This is a genomic window from Paenibacillus sp. FSL R5-0378, assembly GCF_038009285.1.
Taxonomy (GTDB): Bacteria; Bacillota; Bacilli; order Paenibacillales; family Paenibacillaceae; genus Paenibacillus_AQ; species Paenibacillus_AQ favisporus.
In genome coordinates this window covers 5221978-5242365 of record NZ_JBBPAY010000001.1, presented here as the reverse complement: position 1 = coordinate 5242365, position 20388 = coordinate 5221978, and the positions used below count along the sequence as shown (strand labels likewise).

Sequence of the window (20388 nt, the reverse complement as noted above, 5' to 3'; positions counted from 1 at the left end):
AGGGTAAATCCAAAGGAGGTTATTCTCTATGAAAAGACAAGCAGAACAGAGAGCAAGGCAATGGTTCATCAAAACGCTCGTTGTGGCGGTGGGCACCAGCCTGCTGCTGTCCGCCTGCGGCGGCGGGGGGAAAAGCGGCTCGGCGGATTCTTCGGCCCCGACCAAGATACAGATGCAAACGCTGAATTACGCGACAGAGTTTATCGACAATACGAATCCGATCTGGAAGGAATTTGAGAAGCGCACGAACACGCAGCTGGATATTACCTGGCTGTCGCCGACAACGTCCGAGGAGAAGATCAACGTCATGCTGGCATCCGGCGATCTGCCGGAGGTGACGTTCGTGGAATCGCTGCTGAATCCGCAGCTGCAAAAAATGATAGGCCAAGGCGTGTTCTGGGATCTGACCCCGTTCATCAAGGATTACCCGAATCTGAGCCAGCCCGCGCTCGCCGAAATGTGGACGGATTCGAAGGTCGACGGCAAAAATTACAGCATTCCCCGCTATTACCCGAGTTATGGAGGAGGGGCGTTCCCGATTCTGCGAAAGGATTGGATGGACAAGTTGGGACTGCAGACCCCGACCACCATGGACCAATTTTTCGACGTGCTGAAGGCGTTCAAGGAGAAGGATCCGAACGGAAACGGCCAGGCGGACGAAATTCCGTATGCCGCCAACAGCGATACGATGGGCTTTGTGTATGGAGTGTTCAATGGCGTGCAGGGTGCCTGGAAGCTGAAGGATGACAAGCTGGTGCCGACGATTACGGAAGACGCGTCGCGGGATGCGCTCCTCTGGATCAAAAAAGCGTATGACGCCGGACTGTTCCCGAAAGATTTCGCGATCCTGAAGTACTCCCAGACGGTCGACCTGATCCGCGGCGGCAAATCGGGCGGCACGTCGCAGTCGATGAACCACGCCTGGGTGACGGGCTCCAAAATCAGGGAAGTGGTGCCGACGGCCGATTACATGCCGATTACCTACCTGCAAAACGCGGAAGGGGAGAAATATACGCCATCCGGATCGCCGTATTACGGCGTGTACCTGATCCCGAAAAAAGTGCCGGAAGCCAAGGTGAAGAAAATCCTTGAATTTTTCGATTACGCGTACGGCAAGGAAGGCAATGAGCTTGCAACTTACGGCATTGAGGGCGTCGACTACACGGTCGAGAACGGCCGCAAAATCCCGACGCCACAGGCAGCCAAGGACCAGGTGGGCGACGGCAACATGAACAACCTGATCCACCTCATCAGCGACGATATGTCGATCGGAGCGGTCGGCATGCCGGACGACGTATACAACCGTAATGTGGAAATCGTCAATGAGCGCAAACAAATCAAAACACCGAACCCGGGCAACGAGCTGTACTCCGAAGCTTACAATAAATACTATCCGGAAATTTCGAAAAAAGTGAGCGATATGCGCACCAAAGTGATCATCGGCAAGGATACGATCGAAAACTACGACAAGCTCATCGAGCAGCTCCGAAGCGATCCGACACTGAAACAGGTTGCGGATGAGATGACAGAGGCTTATCATAAAAAAATGGAAAGCAAGTAACCTCCAAATCCCATTCATGAGAGAGGCGAAACGATGAGTGTACTAAGCGTTCAAGGCAAGCAGTTTGTGTGGGACGGCAAGCCCATCCGCCTGGTTTCCGGGGCGATCCATTATTTTCGGGTCGTTCCCGAGTATTGGCGGGACCGGTTAACGAAGCTCAAGGCTTGCGGCTTTAACACGGTGGAGACCTATGTGGCCTGGAATATCCATGAGCCCAGAAAAGGGGAGTTCGTGTTCGATCACGGGGCGGATCTCGTCCGCTTCGTCGAAACGGCCGGTGAACTTGGCCTGCATGTCATCGTAAGGCCCAGCCCGTATATTTGCGCCGAATGGGAATTCGGCGGTCTGCCCGCCTGGCTGCTCAAGGAACCGGGCATCCGGCTGCGCTGCAATGACCACCGGTATTTGAGCCACGTCGATGCTTATTATGACGTGCTGATTCCGAAGCTGGTTCCGCTGCTCAGCACGAACGGCGGGCCGATCATTGCGATGCAGATTGAGAACGAATACGGCAGCTACGGCAATGACAAGGCGTATCTGAACCATTTGAAGAAAGGGCTTACATCCCGCGGTGTGGACGTGCTGCTGTTCACCTCGGACGGGCCGGGAGATTTTATGCTGCAGGGCGGCATGGTGGAGGGCGTGCTGGAGACGGTCAACTTCGGGTCCCGTGCGGTTGAAGCCTTTCAGGAACTGGAAGCCTATCAGCCGGACAAGCCGTATATGTGCATGGAGTTCTGGAACGGATGGTTTGACCATTGGGGCAAGCCGCATCATACCCGCGATGCGGCGGATGCTGCGCGCGTGTTCGAGGACATGCTGGCGGCCGGCGCTTCGGTCAACTTCTATATGTTCCATGGCGGGACGAACTTCGGCTTTTACAACGGCGCGAACTGCGGGGAAGAAGGGTACGCGCCGACCGTCACCAGCTATGATTATGATTCTCCGCTGAATGAATGGGGAGAGCCGACAGAGAAATTTTATGCGGTCCGGGACGTTCTATCGAAGTACGTGGACCTGCCGGAACTGCAGCTTCCCGATCCGATCGAGCGGAAGAGCTACGGCGAGGTCCGCCTGACCGACCGGGTCGGCTTATTCGACTCGCTCTCCGACCTGTCGAACGCGGTGGAGCGGGCTGTGCCGGAAACGATGGAGCAGCTGGATCAGGACTACGGCTTTATCCTGTACACGACCTTCGTCTCCGGGCCGCGCGGCGAAGCCGACCTGATCCTGCAGGAGGTGCAGGACCGTGCACTCATTTTTGTCGACGGGGAGTACCGGGGCGTCGTGCAGCGCTGGGATGAGCAGCGCAGCCTGAAGCTGACGATTCCGGCCGGCGGCGCGAAGCTGCAAATTTTGGTGGAGAACCTCGGAAGGGTCAATTACGGGCCGTACATGCACGACCCGAAAGGGATTACCGAAGGGGTCCGGTTAGGCAACCAGTTTTTGTTCGGATGGACGATCCACACGCTTCCGCTGAACAACCTGGACCAGTTGGCCTTTGTTCCGCATCTGAAGGAAGAAGAGGCCGCCGGCTTGGATGCTGCAAGCCAGAATACCCCTACATTTTACAGAGGCACCTTTGAGGTAAGCGGAACCGCCGATACCTTCTTGGACGTCACAGGCTGGACAAAAGGCGTCGCTTATATTAACGGGTTTAACCTCGGCCGGTACTGGGAGGTTGGGCCGCAGTCCACACTGTATATCCCGGCACCGCTGCTGCGCGAAGGCCGGAACGAAATCATACTGTTCGAGCTGCACGGTACGCGGCAGCCGTCCGTCACGCTGGCGGATCAGGCAAAGCTGGGTTAAAGCGAACAAAGTTAATTCCTGCGAGAAAGACAGTATTATATGAACTTATCATATAGATCAGGATCATCATCATCTGAACGGGAAAAGGGAACGGCCTTAGGCGGCCGTTCCCTTTTTGATTTGTGGTTAGCTCATTCATTATGTGAAAAATTCATAACAGAAAAAGCAGAGCGTCAGGGCTCTACGTTGGACCGGATCGACTCGCGGATGACGAGCTCCGTGGACAGCAATATTTTTTTGGATCCGCCGGACAAATCTTTGCTGCTCTCAAACAGCAGTTTTGCCCCTTCATAGCCCAGCATCTCGAAGGGCTGATTGACGGTGCTCAAAGATACTTTGGCATATTTCGAGCTTTCTACGTCATCGAATCCCATGATCGATATTTGCTCCGGAATGCTGACCCCTTGCTGCGTAAGCTGCCCGATCACTTCGAGCGCGCGTCTGTCGTTGACGCAAAACAGGGCGGTGAGCTCGCCTCTTTCAATTTGCCGCAGCAGCTTCGCATAATCTAATTCCCGCTGAAGAAACAAGACATCGTCATCCGGCCCGAGCGAAGCGTCTGCCATGGCATGGCGGTATCCGTTGTACCGTTCGACCTCGGTACTCAGATGAAAATCATATGCGGCGAAGCCGATCTTCCGGTGGCCCTGGGCGATTAAATACGCAACAGCCTCATAAGCGCCGTCATGGTTATTGCATGTAATGCAGTTGACCGGATAACCGGCAGGAAAGCGGTCGAGCATGACGAACGGGATCGACTTCTTCCGGATCTCGTTGAGGTACTCCCTTGCCGCGTCGGGATTGGCAGAATAAATCAGCAGCCCGCGGTTCTCGGACTGAATCAGCTTCAGGATCAGCTCCCGCTCCTGTTCGACATCATTTTCCACAAATTCAATGATAAGTTTGCATCCCTGCTGGTTCAGAAAGGATTGCACGCCTTTGATAATCTTCATATACGAACTGTCGTACATATCGTTGCCGGAAATGATAAAGGTCACGTAATTGGACGTTTGGTTGACTGTTTCCGCCGGATTGGCGACAAAGCTGCCTTTTCCCCTGATCCGGTAGATGACGCCTTCATTGACGAGCTCCGCCAGTGCTTTCCTTACTGTAATGGAGCTGACATCCAGCAGCTTGGAGAACTCCGATTCGCTCGGAATCCGGTCATCCTTGCCAAGCTCGTTATTCTCGATTTGCGACAGTACATAATCTTTCACCAGCTGGTACTTGGGCAATGTTGTATCGTTCTTGCTCATGCAGGGTCACCTCTTATATAGACATATACTTACTTATAGTGCGTTGTTTGTTAAATAGTATACCAAGCAGTGCGTACTAACTCAACTTTATTGTATGATTCTGGGTTAAGCAGATGGGGTATCTATGCGATTTATCTTGAAATTTGTTGATTTTATCCGGAAATATCAGATTTGTGCTGGTGTGGATGGATAGTATACTAACAACATTGTGTCAAAATCATAAATCTATATATTGACGACCAAATTAGTATGTGTTATCCTTCGCTTAGCATAAGAACTCCGGGGAAAATGCATATGGTTTTACCTGCTTGATGAGTACGTTTAAGTTATGTCTAACCGTCTTTACCGTTGTAGTGACTCAAGCTTGCACACCTAATTGAAAGCGTTTCGATCTCGGGAAGTAGGTATTTAACAGCATGTATTGAATGCGCTTTCAAAAATGAACGTATCCGATGCGGTTTTTCGGTGAAGAACGGCCGGAGTTCAAGCGATGATTTGAAGTAACTAGAAAAGGGGTGTTTATGTTGGCGGCAACCAATAAAAAGCGATGGTCCAAACTGTGGAAACACCGATATCTGTACCTGATGGTGTTGCCCGGTATGATCACGGTGCTGGTCTTCAGCTACTTTCCGATGTATGGAATCACCATCGCCTTCAAGGATTACAACGCATCAAAGGGGATCATGGGAAGCCCTTGGGTCGGCTTTAAATATTTCACCACGTTTTTTCATGACCCGATGGCCTTCCGCGTATTAAAAAACACGCTGCTTCTGGGGCTGTATACGCTGCTGTGGTCGTTCCCTGCGCCTATTATCCTCGCCTTGTTGTTTAACGAACTGAGGAATAAGCATTTTAAAAAATTCGTCCAAACCGTTTCTTACTTCCCGCATTTTATTTCGGTAGTGATCGTTGCAGGGATGCTGAAGGACTTTACGGCGAGAGACGGCCTCTTCAACCAAATCATTACATACTTCGGCGGCACCCCGATCATGTTTCTGCTGGAGCCGGGTTATTTCCGGACGATCTTCATCTCTTCCGGCATATGGCAGGGAGTTGGCTTTGGAACAATCATCTACCTTGCCGCTTTGAGCGGGATCGATCCGACCTATTACGATGTGGCGGAAGTGGACGGAGCGAGCCGGTGGAAAAAGATCGTGCACATTACCTGGCCCTCGATCAAACCGACGACGATCATCCTGCTGATTTTCGCCTTGGGCGGAATTCTCGGATCCGATTTTCAGAAAATTATTCTGCTGTATTCGCCTGAAACTTACAGCGTGGCTGACGTCATCGGATCGTATGTATACCGTCAGGGGATCCTCGGCGCAAGATACGAGTACACCACGGCCATCGGATTATTTATGTCGGTCATCTCCTTTGTCATTTTGTATATTACCAATTGGGTCAGCCGCAAAGTCTCGGAGACGAGTTTGTTTTAGGGGGGATAATCTTGAGAAAAATCAGCTTCAGTTCCAGAGTTTTTGACGCCTTTAACATTTTCATCATGCTGTTGATCCTTGTCGTTGTGCTGTACCCTATTCTGAATATTATTGCGACCTCCTTCAGCAGCGGAAAGTACATCGCCTCGGGAAGCGTTACGATCTGGCCGAAAGGCTTTACCGTACAGGCTTACGCCGACGTATTTAAAGATTCGCTCATTTATAAGGGGTATCTGAATTCCATCCTTTACGCGGTAGGTTCTACCGGTATTATGCTGCTGTTTACCTCGCTGCTGGCTTATCCGCTGACCATTCCCGGATTTGCGGGAAAGAAATTTATCACCATCTTTCTGATGATTACGATGTTTTTCAGCGGGGGCTTAATTCCTACTTACCTGCTGATGCGCAGTCTGCATCTGCTTGACACCGTTTGGGTCATGATCCTTCCCGGCGCGGTTGGAGCTTACAATGTGTTTTTGTTCCGGACCTTCTTTTCGAATGTGCCGGCAGAGCTGAAAGAATCGGCGGTCATGGATGGAGCCAACGATGTCGTCGTCCTGTTCCGGATCGTCCTGCCGTTGTCGAAGGCACTGCTTGCGACATTTGCCTTGTTTGGTTTGGTAGGAAGCTGGAACAGCTGGTTTGAAGCGCTCATCTATCTGAAGGATCAGGATAAGTATCCGCTGCAAATGATTCTGCGAAACTATTTGTTTGCGCTGGATACCAACGCGATCCAAGGCAGGGTAGGTGCCGGTAACGTGGCCATCAATTCTTCGGGATCCTCGCTTGACCCGAAGGCGATCCGAATGAGCGTGATCATCATTACGATGTTCCCTATTATGGCGATTTACCCATTCTTTCAAAAGCACTTTACGAAGGGCGTATTAGTGGGAGCGATTAAGGGCTGACAACATATGTTCACCATGGATGTAAGAGGAAAAATTCTTTTACGCCATATTAAAATAATCAAATGTACAGGAGGAATTGGGATGGTTAAAAAAGCAAAAATGCTCAGCCTGATCCTGGCTTGCATGCTGGCCTTTTCCGTCACGGCCTGCTCCAAGTCCGACGAGACTTCCAAGGATTCTGCGGATGGCGACACGTTATCTTTTTCCGTAACGCTTCCGTCGAGCGGGGTGGACAACGAGAACAGCATGATCGGCAAGGAATGGAAAAAGCAGATGGAAGCCAAACTGGGCAAAAAACTGAATATTAAGTTTAATTATATTCCGTCATCGGAATATGACGAAAAAGTAAAGCTCATGATTGCGAGCGACGATTTGACGGATTTTTTCGTCACGCCATTATTTTACGATATCACGGACATGGCTGAACAAGGCCAAATTCTTGAGCTCAGCCAGTATAAGGATTTAATGCCCAACTATATGAACTATCTCAGCAAGGTGAAGAACGGCATGGCGCGTGTGACCAACTCTGAAGGAAAAATGTACTCTTTCAAGGAAACTTCGACGCCCAGATTTCCTCAGGATAAAGGCTTGCTGATTCAAAACGTATCCGCCTACAGATACGATGTATTCAAGGAGAAGAACATCAAAATTCCGGAAACGCTGGATGAATTTTATGACGCGGCCAAAAAGCTGAAACAGCTGTATCCCGATAAGTACCCGGTGGATACGAAGTGGAACAGTTTGAGATCGCTCTTCTCGGCGAATCACATCAAGGATGACATTTACTGGGATGGCAGCAAATACGTGTACGGCATTTTTAATGAAGGATATAAAGACGCCCTTCAGTTCGCGAACAAGCTGTATTCGGAGCAGCTGCTGGATCCCGAGTACACGATCGATACGGACGATACGATCCGGAAGAAGGCGATGAATGGCGATACTTTCATGTGGCTGACCCAGTGGTTTACGGAGCCGGGAGATTACACAAGAAACGCGGATGACGGCAAAATATTTGCAGTTTCGCTGTACCCGGACAATCCGAAGTACGGAAAGGCGTGGCAGGAAGCGACAAACGGAAATACACCGGACCTGGGCTGGGCCACGTTCTGCATCAGCTCCAAAGCCAAAAATCCGGAAGAATTAATCAAGCTGATCGATTTACAATATTCCGACGAAAACATCAGGCTCGTGACTTGGGGGATTGAAGGAACGACCTACAAAATCGGAGAAGACGGCAATCCGACCTTTATGGATTCGTTTAAAACGGCGAAGGATCCATGGCTGGAAGGGGATAAGTACGGGATCCGGGCAAGCAAAAATTATAACCCGGGTTTGCAAATGGTGAACGATGCCAGAGCATTCGTAGATTTTGCCGCAACGGATTATACCGTATTTAACGGCAAGTATGAGGAAGTCCCGCTTGAAAAGTCGCCTTATCTGACAAATCTGCCAATGCCGAACAACGATTATGTCCCTTCGTGGTACAGCGAGCCGGCCATCCAGTTCACACCGGACGAAAGCCAGGAAATATCAGAGATCATGAACCCGATCAAGACATTCGTTACGGAAGAGCAGGCAAAGTTTGTCGCCGGGAAGCAGAGCTTTGACAACTGGCCGAAATTTATCGACCAGGTAAAAAAAATGGGCGATATCGACAAAGTGTTGAAAATTTACAACGATGCGGCCCAAAGAGTTCTGTCCAAAACGTCCTAACCAACAGCATCGAGACCATTCCACCAATGACAAATCGACAAGAAGTCGGGAGGAAGCCGAGATGGTAGTGAAGATGAAAATGTGGAAGCAGGCGGGTGTATGGACCTGCGCCGCGCTGCTGTTAGTTACAATGGCACCGGGCGTTACGCCGGTCCAGGCTGCCGGAAACAGCGCCGAGCAAAAAGCAGGCAGCTCGTTAAATCAGGTGCAGGAGCCGTTCATGATCAAAGTCGTGGACGCCGAGACGGGCCGGGGTATTCCGCTGGTGGAGCTGAAGACGACGAATAACATTTTGTATTATACGGACAGCGCAGGCGTCGTGGCATTCGACGAACCGGGGCTGATGGATACGACGGTCTTCTTCCATATGTCCAGCGACGGCTACGAAATTCCCGCCGACATGTTCGGCAACCGCGGGCAGGCAGTCGAGGTTACGCCTGGCGGCAGTGTCACGCTGCAGATGAACCGGGTCAACATCGCCGAGCGGCTGTACCGGGTGACCGGCCAGGGCATTTACCGTGACAGTCTGCTGCTCGGTTTGAATACGCCGATTCAACAGCCCGTCATCAACGGTCTGATTATGGGCCAGGATTCCGTGCAGACGATCGAATACAACGGGAAGCTGTACTGGTTCTGGGGCGATACGGACAGACCCGCGTACCCGCTGGGAAATTTCCGCACGACAGGTGCGACGTCGGAATTGCCGCAAAACGGCGGACTTGATCCGGATGTCGGCGTGAACCTGAAGTATTTTACCAAAGAGGACGGATTTGCCAAGAGCATGGTGCCGACGCTTCCCGACGGGGGAAACATGGCTTGGATTTTCGGTTTGATGACGGCAAAGGACAGCACGGGAAAAGAGCGTCTGCTTACAGGTTACACGACGCTAAATCCGGACATCGTTGCGCGCGGCATCCTGGTCTTCAACGATCAGACGGAGCAGTTTGAACAGGCCGTCCAGTTCCCTTCCAAGGACGATTGGCGCCATCCGGGCGGTCAGGCAACCTATTACGAGGAGAACGGCAAGGGCTACTGGCTGTTTACCGAGCACCGGATTCCGAACTTACGTGTGGCCGCCAGCTACGACGCCATCACCGACTATACTCAATACGAGTCGTTTACGTGCCTGACGCCGGGAGCGGCTTACGACGGCGCGAATACGTCCCTCGAGCGCGACCAGAACGGCAAGTTGGTATGGGGCTGGAAGAAGAACACCCCGGTGCTGACCCAGGATCAAGAAAAAGAATTAATCGGGTTTGGCCTGATCAAGGCGGACGACCCGCGCTACTATCAGCTGAAAGATGCCGATACCGGCGAAGAGGTTTCGCTGGCCCAAAGCTCCGTCGAATGGAATGATTACCGGCAGCGTTACGTGATGATCGGGCAGCAGGTGATGGGCAAAACTTCAGTTCTCGGGGAAATGTGGTACGCGGAAGCAGACTCGCCCCAAGGCCCCTGGACGACGGCGAAGAAGATCATTACGCATAACAACTATACCTTCTATAACCCGGCCCAGCACAAGTTCTTCTTTAAAGACGGCGGACGCGTCATTTACTTCGAGGCGACCTATACGAATACGTATACAGACCATACTCCAACCCCGCGCTACAACTACAACCAGGTCATGTACAAGCTGAATCTTGACGATCCGCGGCTTGGTCTTGAGCCAGTTCAGAACCGCAAGTGACGGCTGATGAGGAAGCGGACATGATTCGCCGATCCCAATAGGGCACTCCGCCCAGGAGGTAAACGAAATGAAATGGAAGCCTTGGAAAAGCGCGGGCATCTGGACCTGTGTCATGCTGACGGTCATGACGGCGCCGGGCGCCGCGATGGCGGCTCAGGCGGAAGGGAATAGCGCCATGCCTGATGTAAGCAGCGCTAAGAAAATGGTTCAGAAGCCGTTTATGATCAAAGTCGTGGATGCCGAGACGGGTCGGGGGATTCCGCTGGTCGAGCTGAAGACGACGAACAATATGTTGTACTATACGGACAGCGCAGGTGTCGTGGCTTTCAATGAGCCGGGCTTGATGGATCAAACGGTCTTTTTCCATATGTCGAGCGACGGCTATGAGGTGCCGACAGACATGTTCGGTTACCGCGGCCAAGCTGTTGAAGTGACGCCCGGCGGAAGCGTGACGCTGAACATGGACCGGGTCAACATTGCTGAGCGGTTATACCGGGTCACCGGTCAGGGCATCTACCGGGACAGCGTCCTGCTTGGCCAGAAGCCGCCGGTCAAGGAGCCGCTCCTGAACGGGCTCGTGATGGGTCAGGACTCTGTCCAAACGATAAAGTACCGCAATCGGCTGTACTGGTTCTGGGGCGATACAGACAGACCCGCTTATCCCCTCGGGAACTTCCGTGTGACGGGTGCCACATCGAAGCTGCCGGAAAAAGGCGGTCTAGATCCCGATACCGGCATCGATCTGGATTACTTTACGAAAGAGGACGGTTTCGTTAAAAGTCTGGTTCCCCAGCTGCCTGACGGTGCCGGCATCGCCTGGGTGTTCGGCTTGATGACCGCCAAAGACGGCAGCGGGCAGGAACGCCTGCTCGCCGGTTACAGCACGCACAATCCCGAGCTCAGCGCCTTCGGCATTCTTGCCTTTAACGACGAGAAGAAGGAGTTCGAGCAGGTCGTTCAATTCCCTTCCAAAGACGATTGGCGCCATCCGGGCGGCCAGGCGGCTTATTACGAGGAGGACGGCAAGGGCTACTGGCTCTTTACCGAACACCGGATGCCGAACCTGCGCGTGGCGGCAAGCTATGATGCCATCACCGACTATACGCAATACGAGTCGTTTACGTGCCTGACGCCGGGAACAACTTACAACGGGGCCCAAACGTCCCTTGAACGCGGCGCGGACGGCAAGCTCGTATGGGGCTGGAAGAAAAACACCCCGCCGCTCACCCAGGTGCAAGAGAAGGAGCTGATCGATGCCGGGCTGATCCAGGCGGACGAACCGACCTACTTTCAATTAAAAGACGCCGATACCGGCGAAGAGGTTCAAATCGCTTCAAGCTCTGTCGAATGGAACGATTACCGGCAGCGTTACGTGATGATCGGGCAGCAGACGCAAGGCAAGTCCTCAGTGCTCGGAGAAATCTGGTACGCGGAAGCTCCCGCACCTCAAGGTCCTTGGACCACGGCTAAAAAGATCGTCACGCATAACAACTATACTTTTTATAATGTGGCCCAGCATAAGTTTTTCAATAAGGAGGGCGGCCGGATCATCTACTTCGAGGGCACGTATACGAATACGTTCACAAATCATGTCCCGACGCCGCGTTATAACTACAATCAGGTCATGTATAAGCTCGACTTGGCCAATCCGAAGCTTGGGCTGACGCCGGTCCAGGGAACGAGTGGTTCATAGAGCGTCGGGCTGCTCAGGCAGATTGCAATGGGATGGAGATTTTTTTCAAACAACAGTGAGGAGGAATATCACATGCTGAAGGGATTGACGCTTGCCGGTTTGGGAGCAGTCGAAAGTGAAGAGAGGTTCATCGAATTGGCGGGTGAGGGCGGTTTTCAAGCGGTTGACATCGATGCCCGGGGATTGATCGAGCGGCTGGGAACAGAGGGGGCTGCGGCTAAGCTTGAGTCGCACGGAGTCGTCATTGGCGCGATCGGCCTGCCTGTGGAATGGAGGGCGGGCGAGGACGAGTTCCTCGCCGGGCTGCCCGGCCTGACGGAAGCTGCTGCCGCAGCCCGGGCGCTGGGCTGTACGCGCTGCTGCACGTACATTCTGCCATCGACCGACGCCAAACCGGCGCACTTCATGGCGGTCGCCACCCGGCGCCTGCGCATCTGCGCCCAAATTCTCGGAGCCTATGGCATCAGGCTCGGACTGGAATTCGTTGGTCCGCATCATCTGCGGACGGCCTGGAAATACCCTTTTATCTGGACGATGGAAGAGACGCTGGACTGGGTCGAAGCGATCGGCGAGCCGAATGTCGGCCTGCTGCTGGATGCGTATCATTGGCATACGAACGGTCTCTCTGTAGACGACATCGAGCGGCTGCAGCCGCAGCAGATCGTTCATGTGCATATCAACGACGCACCGGATCTGCCGGTCGAGGCCGTGCTGGATAACGGGCGCCTGTACCCTGGGGAAGGCGTCATCGACCTGGAGGGCTTTTTAAGAGGGCTGCAGCGCATCGGATATGACGGTATCGTATCGCAGGAAGTGCTGACGCCGGCCATGCCGGAAGACACGCCGGAACAGCTGATTCGCCGCTCCAAAGCCGGGTTCGATCGCGTATTCTCCGCTGCCGGAATCGGTGCGGGAGGCAGATGAATCCGATGGAGCGGGCGGTAACATCGTATTTTGTACACGGATACCACGGCGGGATTAAGGGGCATATGCCCCTTGGATCCTGACCAGACCTCTCGTGTGAACCTGTCGCTGCAGCAGCATGGTCTTGCCACGCTCCGGTACAGCGGCATCCGCTGCAACCCAGATCAATTCATAGGATGTGATCCGTCATTTGGATAAGAGAAAAGAGATTCTATACCATGTTGAGAAGCTGCTGAAAGATAAAAACCGTTACATCTATACCGTGGTCTCGCCGGTCGATTTTACCTGCTTTGTCACGAGGGAGCGGCTATCCTGCGGGGAAATAGAGAGTAAACGATTTGAGGCGATCGAGCCGGGCGACCGGTGGGGCGGAGACTGGACGTATGCATGGCTCCGCTCTTCCGTTACCGCTCCCATGGAAGCCGAGGGCAAACGTTTGGTCATCCGGGCCGATTTCGGTTCGGAGGCGACGGTCTACGTGAACGGAATCGTACGGGGGGCGCTGGATCTTCAGCACCATGACGTGACGTTGACACGCAGCGCTAAGGCCGGCGAGCGGTTTGAAGTCGCTGCCGAGGCGTATGCCGGCCATTCGGGCATCCAGCCGGTGTTTGGCGAATCGCAGCTTTGCCTTTTTGAAGAGGAAATCTATCAATTTTATATCGATTTGGAATGTTTGGTTCAGGTCAGAAATCATATCGATCCGGATTCGCTGCGCGCGGCAGAAATCGACCGCGGGCTGACGGAGGTTGTCCGGACGATCGACTGGGGGCTTGCGAAGGATGCGCTGACGGATAACGTTCGCAAGTGCCGGCAGCGGATGGCGCCGCTCCTGGAATGCGTTAACGGATCGACGGCGCCCTTGCTGTACCTCATGGGGCAGTCCCATCTCGATATTGCCTGGTTGTGGCCGATGGAGGAAACGAAGCGGAAAATCGCCCGGACGATGTCCAATCAGCTTGCCCTCATGGAGGAGTATCCCGATTACCGCTACGTCCAGAGCCAGCCGTACTTGTTCCAGCTTGCCAAGGACCTGTATCCCGAGTTATACGCTCGCATCCAACAAGCGGTGAACGAGGGTCGGATCATTCCGGAAGGCGGCATGTGGGTGGAATCCGATACGAATCTGCCCGGCGGGGAGAGCCTGATCCGGCAAATACTGCACGGCAAGCGCTTTTTCAAGGAGGAGTTCGGCAAGGAAAACGAAATGCTGTGGCTTCCCGATGTGTTCGGATACTCCGGCAACATGCCGCAAATAATGAAGGGCTGCGGGCTCCGGTACTTTGCTTCCGTGAAAATGTTCCAGACGTACGAGAATGTGTCGGACCCGTTTCCGTACAATACTTTTCTTTGGGAAGGGATCGACGGCTCGCAGGTGCTGACCCATCTGCTGGATTATGGCGATTTTCCGATTCGGGTCAATCCGTCGTTTCTCATCAGACAATGGAATGATCGGGTTCAGAAGGACGGCATTGCGACAAGACTCGTACAGTTCGGCCATGGCGACGGCGGCGGCGGGGCGAACCGGGACGACTTGGAATTCCTCCGCCGGCTTGAAAATTTGGAGGGCGTGCCGCGTACGGTGCACGGCTCACCGATCGACTATTTTGAGGATCAGATCGAAAGAGGTGTTCCGGATGCCAAATATGTCGGGGAGCTGTACTATCCGGCGCACCGGGGAACCTATACGACGCAGGCTCAGATCAAGCGGTTAAACCGGAAGGCGGAGGTCGGGCTTCACGAGGCTGAAATGTGGGGTGCCGCAGCCAGCCTGCTTCAGCGCCGGGCCTATCCGTACGAGGAGATGGACCGGTTGTGGAAGAAGCTGCTGCTGCATCAGTTCCATGATATTTTGCCGGGCACGTCCATTCACCGTGTCCATGAGGAAGCGCAGGCTGAGCTGACGGAATTGAACGGGCTCGTCGATGCGATGGCTTCCGGCGCAAGAGAGGTGCTTGCGGGTAGCGGACGTTCCGGTGTTACGGTGTTTAACTCGCTCTCCTGGGCAAGGAAAGAGCTGGTTGCCCTGCCCGAAGGCGTAGAAGGTATCTCGGACCGGGACGGAAAAACGCTCCCTGTGCAGCGGCATGGCGGCAAATGTTACGCGGAAGTCGAAACGCCGTCTGCGGGATGGGCAGCATACTCGGTTACTGCGGATGACGTAACACCGGAAGCGCCGGGACAAGCTGTCCTAACCGCTACGAAGTCGCATCTTGAGAACGAGTACTTAGCCATGGGGATAAATGAATACGGTGAGATCGTCAGCATCCTGGACAAGGAAACCGGAACGGAATGGACGGCGGGACATTGCAACGCCATGAAGATGTACCGCGATCAGCCGTCGGCGTTCGATGCGTGGGAAATCGACCGCGGCTATCAGACTGCTCCAGTCGCGTTGGATGAGAAGGCCGAAGTCTATGTCACCGCAGAAGGGCCCCTGTTTGCCAATATCCGCGTTGAGCGCATGCTTCATCGATCCAAATTAATCCAGGATATCCGGATCCGGGCCGGCAGCCGCCGCGTTGAGTTTCATACGACGGTACATTGGCACGAGAAGAACAAAATGCTGCGCGTCGATTTTCCTGTACGTGTCCATGCGAACGAATCGTTACAGGAAATTCAGTTCGGTTACGTCAAACGGCCAAATCATGCTTCCAGGCCCCACGATGCCGACCGGTTCGAAGTATGCCAGCATAAGTGGGCAGTGCTTGCGGAGACGAACCGCAGCTTTGCGCTACTGAACGATTGCAAGTACGGGATCGCCGTGCAGGACAACACGATGAGCTTGACACTGCTTCGTTCGCCGACGCATCCGGACGAAATGTCGGATCAGGGAACGCACAAGTTTACGTACGGATTCTTTGTATGGAACGGGTCATTTCTGGACAGTCCCGTCGTTCAGGAAGCGTATGAGCTGAACTATCCGGTAAGCCTCGTGCACAGCGGAAACCAGGTGGGTCATAAATCTTTCCTGCAAACGGATCAAGCCAGCGTAATTACAGAGACGGTCAAGCTTGCCGAAGACGGAACGGGAGACTGGATCATCCGGGCCTATGAGTGCAAAGGTGCCACCGTATCATGCGGATTCACCTTTAACCTCCCCGTCAAAACAGCGTACGAAACCAATATGCTGGAGGAAGTGACGGCCGATTTGCCGGTTGCTGAAGGGAAGCTCAAGCTGGATTTCCGCCCTTTTGAAGTGAAAACGATTCGGCTTGTGCTGCTTGATGCGTAGAAGAAGGAGTAAAAGGAACAAAAGACGGGAGGAATGGCGAAGATGAAGATGGACAAAGGACAGCGCCTGGTCATGATCGGCGATTCGATTACGGACTGCGAGCGTAAATTCCCTTACGGGGAAGGGTTGTTTCAAGGCGTAGGCAAAGGGTATGTGTCGCTCGTGGACACCCTGCTTCAGACAGCGTATCCGGAGCTGAACCTGCGGGTCACGAACATGGGAATCGGCGGCAACACGGTCAGGGATTTGAAAGAAAGGTGGCAGACGGACGTACTGGATCTGAAGCCGGATTGGCTGTCCATTATGATCGGTATCAACGACGTGTGGCGGCAGTTCGACCAGCCGGCGATTCCGGAATCGCATGTGCTGTTGGAAGAGTATGAACATACTTTGGTGGAATTGGCGGAGCAGGCGCTCCCCGGCCTCAAAGGGCTTGTCATCATGACTCCGTTTTATATCGAACCGAACTCCGGAGACGGGATGAGACGGCGGATGGATGAGTACGGCCGGGCGGCCCAGAGGGTTGCCGAGCGCGTCGGTGCGTTATTCGTAGACACACAAGCGGTGTTTGAGCCGATGTTGGGCTACGTACATCCTACTGCAATCGCATCGGACCGGGTGCATCCGAGCCTGACCGGCCACATGCTGATCGCACGAGCCTTCCTGCAGGCAATCGGCTTCGATTGGAAGCGTATGAGCGGTGAGGTTTGACTTCGATAACGGTCAGGAGATGAAAGAACAGATTCAGAATCAAGCATCGGGAAGTGATCGCAGCTGGCTACGATGTTAATATAGCATTATGTGAAAAATTCACAACAACCCCAGCTTAAGGGGCGAGCGTATTTCATACGCTTGCCTTTTCCTGCTTATATACTCCGGTTTATTTACTGATAGCTAAAACGGTCATGTTTCTTTGGCGCCGATCACGAAGGAAGAATACGAAACAACGGTGAACGTGCTCAGCCGCTTGATCCGACACATGAACGCGACGATCACTAAGGACTAACCGGATTAAATATATTAAAAAATCAATATATGAAAAATTCATAATAGTAAACATGATCATATTCGTATCTAGACCATACCTGCTTAAACCATCATTTCTGCGGATCTATACCGGTAAAAAAGGCGGCTTGCGCCTGATATTTACCGCCTTATCGCAAAAGCATCCTCCTGACCGGAGCGGCCGGTCTAAGGGGATGCTTTGTTGCGAATTTATAACGTGCTTGCTTGTGGGGCAGCGGGACCGTCCCGCTTCCGTTTACGTGCGCAGCATATCCCGGAACATTAGGACCAGTTTCAGCCGCAGTAGATGGTGATAATCCTTGAAGTCGACCTGAAGCAGCTCACTGATTTTCTCGAGCCGGTAGGCGGCGGTGTTGCGGTGTATAAACAGCTGCTTGGCGGTTTCGTGGATCTGTCCGTTGTTCGCCATGTACAGCTCCAGCGTTCGCAGCAGCTCTTGGGCGGAGTCGGGGGCTCGGTCCTGAAGCGGGGCCAATGCCATTTCGACGAACTGCCGCATTTTATGAACCGGAACGGATTGGAAAATATAAGAGATTTCCACGTTGGCAAACTCGACGACAAAAGCGTCCAGGTTGAGCCGGGCGGCCGTGTCGCGGGCGTTCTGGCATTCACGGTAAGCCGCTTCCAACTGATCGGGCCGGGTTTTGATATGGCTCACCGTCATGCGCAGATGCCTGCCGGCTTTGGCGGCCTGCTCGAAAAAGACACGTGTCAACAGCTGAGGCAGCTTGCCGGAGCTTCGCGGGAGCTCAGAAGGAAAGATCGAGAGAATGGTGTCCTCGAGTTGAAAATGCAAAGGTGATAAATCCTTGAGCATCGGATGATAATGGAATTCCTGCTTGACACTCTTGAGCAGATGGTCGGCCCGGCCGGTGTATTCGGGATCGCATGTGGTAAGCACGCATTGGAAAGAACCGCTGCCGAAAGGGATGCCGTGGCTGGAAGCACAGGCAACGAGCGCTTCGGCGGAGACTTGCTGCTTGAGGTAGTTTTTCAGCATTGCCGCAAATTCGTTCTGGGTCGATTGGGTGAGATCGTTGCGTTCGACCGCGTTCAAATGGTAGCCGATAATTTCGGCCGCCTGATGGTACAGCCCTTCCTCCTCCTTCATCGGAATGCCGGGAGGGAGCCGGAAAATCGCCCGGCTGTTAAAATCATGCTCCTGGCCGGGGCTTTTCAGGGGCACGCACAGCAGTCTTCCCTGCTCGCAGCGGAGCCACTGCGGCGTATCTTTGAGCTGGCGTTTTTTGAGCAGCTGCATTTCGTCTGTGGTCAGGGTGCTGAAGAGCGTTTGGCCGCGCATGCCGGTGACGGCCAGAGGCACGCCGAGAATCTCGCGGATCCGGTCAAACAGGCGGCCCGTATCAACAGGGGATAGGGCGAAGCGGATGAGCTCCTTTTGTTTGTCCAGGACGTTTTGCAGGAGGAGCGTGTTCTTTTGCAGTTCGGCATTGAACAAGCCTTTCATTTGATCCGAGAACGTAAACGGAAAGGGAAGCTCGATGAGGGGAAAACCGAGGCGGTCTGCTTCCTGCAGCATTTCGTCGGGGACCGAAGCCCAGAATCGTCCAAGCTTGATCCCGATTCCCGCCGCCCCTTTGTCAACCAGCTTCTGCAGCAGGCGGACCCCATCCGCGGGATTGTCCTTGATCAAATAAGCCGTCGTGAACAAGATATCCCCTTCCCGGACCCAGTCCGAAATATCGGGTGCATCCATCACGTTGACCGATTTGACGATGCGGTTCAAACCGCTGCGGCCTGCGGTCAGTTTACCTTCAGAAAGCGGGTAAATGGTGAGTGCATCTTCGATGGTCAAATACATACAGTCATCATCCTTTCGCAACTGAACTCTGTCGAAACCCGAAACGTACAAGGTAAGCCCTTAGGGAAGGGCTGTACCGGATTGAATTCAATCATCGGGAAAGGCGGTTACTGCAACAGGGGATAGAATCGGACGGCCGTCCGGGTTCGCCAGGGCTACGGAGGGAAGGACTATCTTCCCAGAAAGATGCCTCCGTAAACAAAAGCGCCCACGATGACGAGCGCGGGATGAACTTTGCGGCGCTGCATCAGCCAGTAAGAGATGAGGGCGATAGCGCCGAATTGGATCCAGCCGATGGAGAGTATCGACTCTTTGGAGCTTTGAATGGTGAGCTGCAGCATCATGACGGCAATGACAGGCTGCACGAGCAGCGTCATGCCCTTGACGGCCTGGGACTGCTTGTATTTCTGCAAAATTCGCATCAATACGATCAGGGCGACCGCGGAAGGCACGACGGTGGCGGCTTCGGCGGCAAGCACCCCCATCCATCCGGCCGCATCATAGCCCACGTAAGCGGCGATCTTCGTCGCGATCGGTCCGGGGAGCGAATTGCCGAGAGCGAGCATGTTGGAAAATTCGGCGCCCGACAGCCAGTGGTAATGCGGCACGATCTCCCGGTACATGAGCGGGATGGAGGAGGGGCCGCCGCCGTAGCCGAATACGTTGGCTAGAAAGAAGCCGATGAGGAGTTCAATCCATGTCTCCATGGCGGCGTTCCTCCTTCCGCTTGCGGGTTTCTTTCAGCTTGCCCATAACTTTAAAGTGTACCGAGCCATAGGCCAGCGCGATTGCAATCAGGATCGCCGGGTGCAGCTGCACCCACTCCAGCAGGACAAACGCGATGACCCCGCAGGCGAGCGCCATATATTTGCCAAGGCCTTTGACTGCCTTTTCGCCGAACTCGTAACACATTTGACCCAGCATGACGGCCACGACCGGAACGACTGCTTCGATCATGCCATGGATGATGCGGGACGAACTGAATACGTCGATAAAGGAGACTAGGGCGATCATCGCAACCGCAGTGGGTAGAATATGGGCGAGCAGCCCGACCAGCGCACCGAGCGTTCCTTTCAGGCGGTAGCCGAGATAAGCGGCCAACTTGGTCGCAATCGGACCGGGCAGCGTGTTGGCGATGGCCAGCACCTCCCCGAATTCCTCATCAGCCATCCACCTGTACCGGGAGACGGCCTCGTGCCGGATGAGGGGGACGGTCGACGGACCGCCGCCATACCCGAGAATTCCGGTCCGGAACATGGCGAGGGATAATTCTGCGTATGTTTTCAGCATGGTGCACTTCCTTCCTTGTCTA

14 protein-coding genes are annotated in these 20388 nt (G+C 53.8%); 10 read left to right on the top strand and 4 right to left on the bottom strand.

Annotation, left to right across the window (positions count from 1 at the left end):
• The first annotated feature begins 28 nt into the window (after positions 1–28).
• Both MKY74_RS24215 and MKY74_RS24210 read left to right on the top strand, forming a co-directional pair.
• Positions 29–1561 (top strand): extracellular solute-binding protein, encoded by a 1533-nt coding sequence (locus MKY74_RS24215; RefSeq protein ID WP_084203935.1) that lies wholly within the window; start codon positions 29–31, stop codon positions 1559–1561.
• A 33-nt stretch (positions 1562–1594) separates the two neighbouring features.
• Entirely contained in the window at positions 1595–3373 is a 1779-nt protein-coding gene (locus MKY74_RS24210; RefSeq protein ID WP_076171422.1) for a glycoside hydrolase family 35 protein, read from the top strand.
• Between the two features lie 173 nt (positions 3374–3546).
• Here MKY74_RS24210 and MKY74_RS24205 read toward each other — a convergent pair whose 3' ends face one another.
• A complete protein-coding gene (locus MKY74_RS24205) occupies positions 3547–4629 on the bottom strand; it encodes a GntR family transcriptional regulator (protein WP_076171425.1) in 1083 nt (360 codons plus the stop codon).
• A gap of 521 nt (positions 4630–5150) precedes the next feature.
• On the opposite strand from MKY74_RS24205, the gene MKY74_RS24200 reads away from it, so the two are divergent.
• The 8 genes from MKY74_RS24200 (at position 5151) to MKY74_RS24165 (ending at position 16939) form a co-directional block, all read left to right on the top strand.
• Positions 5151–6068, top strand: a complete 918-nt coding sequence (locus MKY74_RS24200) for an ABC transporter permease (protein ID WP_076171427.1) — start codon at positions 5151–5153, stop codon at positions 6066–6068.
• A 65-nt stretch (positions 6069–6133) separates the two neighbouring features.
• A complete protein-coding gene (locus MKY74_RS24195) occupies positions 6134–6976 on the top strand; it encodes a carbohydrate ABC transporter permease (protein WP_432206611.1) in 843 nt (280 codons plus the stop codon).
• A gap of 81 nt (positions 6977–7057) precedes the next feature.
• Positions 7058–8689, top strand: a complete 1632-nt coding sequence (locus MKY74_RS24190) for an extracellular solute-binding protein (RefSeq protein ID WP_076171432.1) — start codon at positions 7058–7060, stop codon at positions 8687–8689.
• A 61-nt stretch (positions 8690–8750) separates the two neighbouring features.
• A complete protein-coding gene (locus tag MKY74_RS24185; protein ID WP_244169288.1) occupies positions 8751–10376 on the top strand; it encodes a DUF4185 domain-containing protein in 1626 nt (541 codons plus the stop codon).
• Between the two features lie 67 nt (positions 10377–10443).
• Positions 10444–12069, top strand: a complete 1626-nt coding sequence (locus tag MKY74_RS24180) for a hypothetical protein (protein ID WP_076171434.1) — start codon at positions 10444–10446, stop codon at positions 12067–12069.
• Between the two features lie 72 nt (positions 12070–12141).
• Positions 12142–12993 carry a sugar phosphate isomerase/epimerase family protein gene (locus tag MKY74_RS24175; RefSeq protein WP_076171437.1) on the top strand — a complete coding sequence of 284 codons (852 nt, stop codon included), beginning with the start codon at positions 12142–12144 and terminating at the stop codon, positions 12991–12993.
• A 190-nt stretch (positions 12994–13183) separates the two neighbouring features.
• Complete coding sequence (locus MKY74_RS24170; RefSeq protein ID WP_076171439.1) at positions 13184–16228, top strand: alpha-mannosidase; 3045 nt, start codon at positions 13184–13186, stop codon at positions 16226–16228.
• A gap of 42 nt (positions 16229–16270) precedes the next feature.
• Positions 16271–16939, top strand: coding sequence for an SGNH/GDSL hydrolase family protein (locus tag MKY74_RS24165; RefSeq protein ID WP_076171442.1), 669 nt, complete (start codon positions 16271–16273; stop codon positions 16937–16939).
• Positions 16940–17489: 550 nt separating this feature from the next.
• Here the strand turns inward: MKY74_RS24165 and MKY74_RS24160 are convergent.
• The 3 genes from MKY74_RS24160 to MKY74_RS24150 all read right to left on the bottom strand — a co-directional run bounded on the left by MKY74_RS24160 (position 17490) and on the right by MKY74_RS24150 (position 20366).
• On the bottom strand, positions 17490–19076 hold the full coding sequence (locus MKY74_RS24160) for a PucR family transcriptional regulator (protein WP_076171444.1): 1587 nt from the start codon (positions 19074–19076) through the stop codon (positions 17490–17492).
• Positions 19077–19246: 170 nt separating this feature from the next.
• Complete coding sequence (locus tag MKY74_RS24155; RefSeq protein WP_076171446.1) at positions 19247–19783, bottom strand: chromate transporter; 537 nt, start codon at positions 19781–19783, stop codon at positions 19247–19249.
• The gene (locus tag MKY74_RS24150) at positions 19767–20366 is read right to left on the bottom strand and encodes a chromate transporter (protein WP_076171448.1); all 600 of its coding nucleotides are present in this window, start codon (positions 20364–20366) and stop codon (positions 19767–19769) included. The genes MKY74_RS24155 and MKY74_RS24150 overlap by 17 nt, the downstream gene beginning before the upstream one ends.
• Positions 20367–20388 lie beyond the last annotated feature (22 nt).

What these genes read in the sequence shown, in the direction of transcription:
- MKY74_RS24150 (WP_076171448.1), bottom strand. Translation starts at nt 20,366, where the DNA reads ATGCTGAAAACATACGCAGAATTATCCCTCGCCATGTTCCGGACCGGA.
- MKY74_RS24155 (WP_076171446.1), bottom strand. Translation starts at nt 19,783, where the DNA reads ATGGAGACATGGATTGAACTCCTCATCGGCTTCTTTCTAGCCAACGTA.
- MKY74_RS24190 (WP_076171432.1), top strand. Translation starts at nt 7,058, where the DNA reads ATGGTTAAAAAAGCAAAAATGCTCAGCCTGATCCTGGCTTGCATGCTG.
- MKY74_RS24215 (WP_084203935.1), top strand. Translation starts at nt 29, where the DNA reads ATGAAAAGACAAGCAGAACAGAGAGCAAGGCAATGGTTCATCAAAACG.
- MKY74_RS24200 (WP_076171427.1), top strand. Translation starts at nt 5,151, where the DNA reads ATGTTGGCGGCAACCAATAAAAAGCGATGGTCCAAACTGTGGAAACAC.
- MKY74_RS24175 (WP_076171437.1), top strand. Translation starts at nt 12,142, where the DNA reads ATGCTGAAGGGATTGACGCTTGCCGGTTTGGGAGCAGTCGAAAGTGAA.
- MKY74_RS24165 (WP_076171442.1), top strand. Translation starts at nt 16,271, where the DNA reads ATGAAGATGGACAAAGGACAGCGCCTGGTCATGATCGGCGATTCGATT.
- MKY74_RS24205 (WP_076171425.1), bottom strand. Translation starts at nt 4,629, where the DNA reads ATGAGCAAGAACGATACAACATTGCCCAAGTACCAGCTGGTGAAAGAT.
- MKY74_RS24195 (WP_432206611.1), top strand. Translation starts at nt 6,134, where the DNA reads ATGCTGTTGATCCTTGTCGTTGTGCTGTACCCTATTCTGAATATTATT.
- MKY74_RS24210 (WP_076171422.1), top strand. Translation starts at nt 1,595, where the DNA reads ATGAGTGTACTAAGCGTTCAAGGCAAGCAGTTTGTGTGGGACGGCAAG.
- MKY74_RS24160 (WP_076171444.1), bottom strand. Translation starts at nt 19,076, where the DNA reads ATGTATTTGACCATCGAAGATGCACTCACCATTTACCCGCTTTCTGAA.
- MKY74_RS24185 (WP_244169288.1), top strand. Translation starts at nt 8,751, where the DNA reads ATGGTAGTGAAGATGAAAATGTGGAAGCAGGCGGGTGTATGGACCTGC.
- MKY74_RS24180 (WP_076171434.1), top strand. Translation starts at nt 10,444, where the DNA reads ATGAAATGGAAGCCTTGGAAAAGCGCGGGCATCTGGACCTGTGTCATG.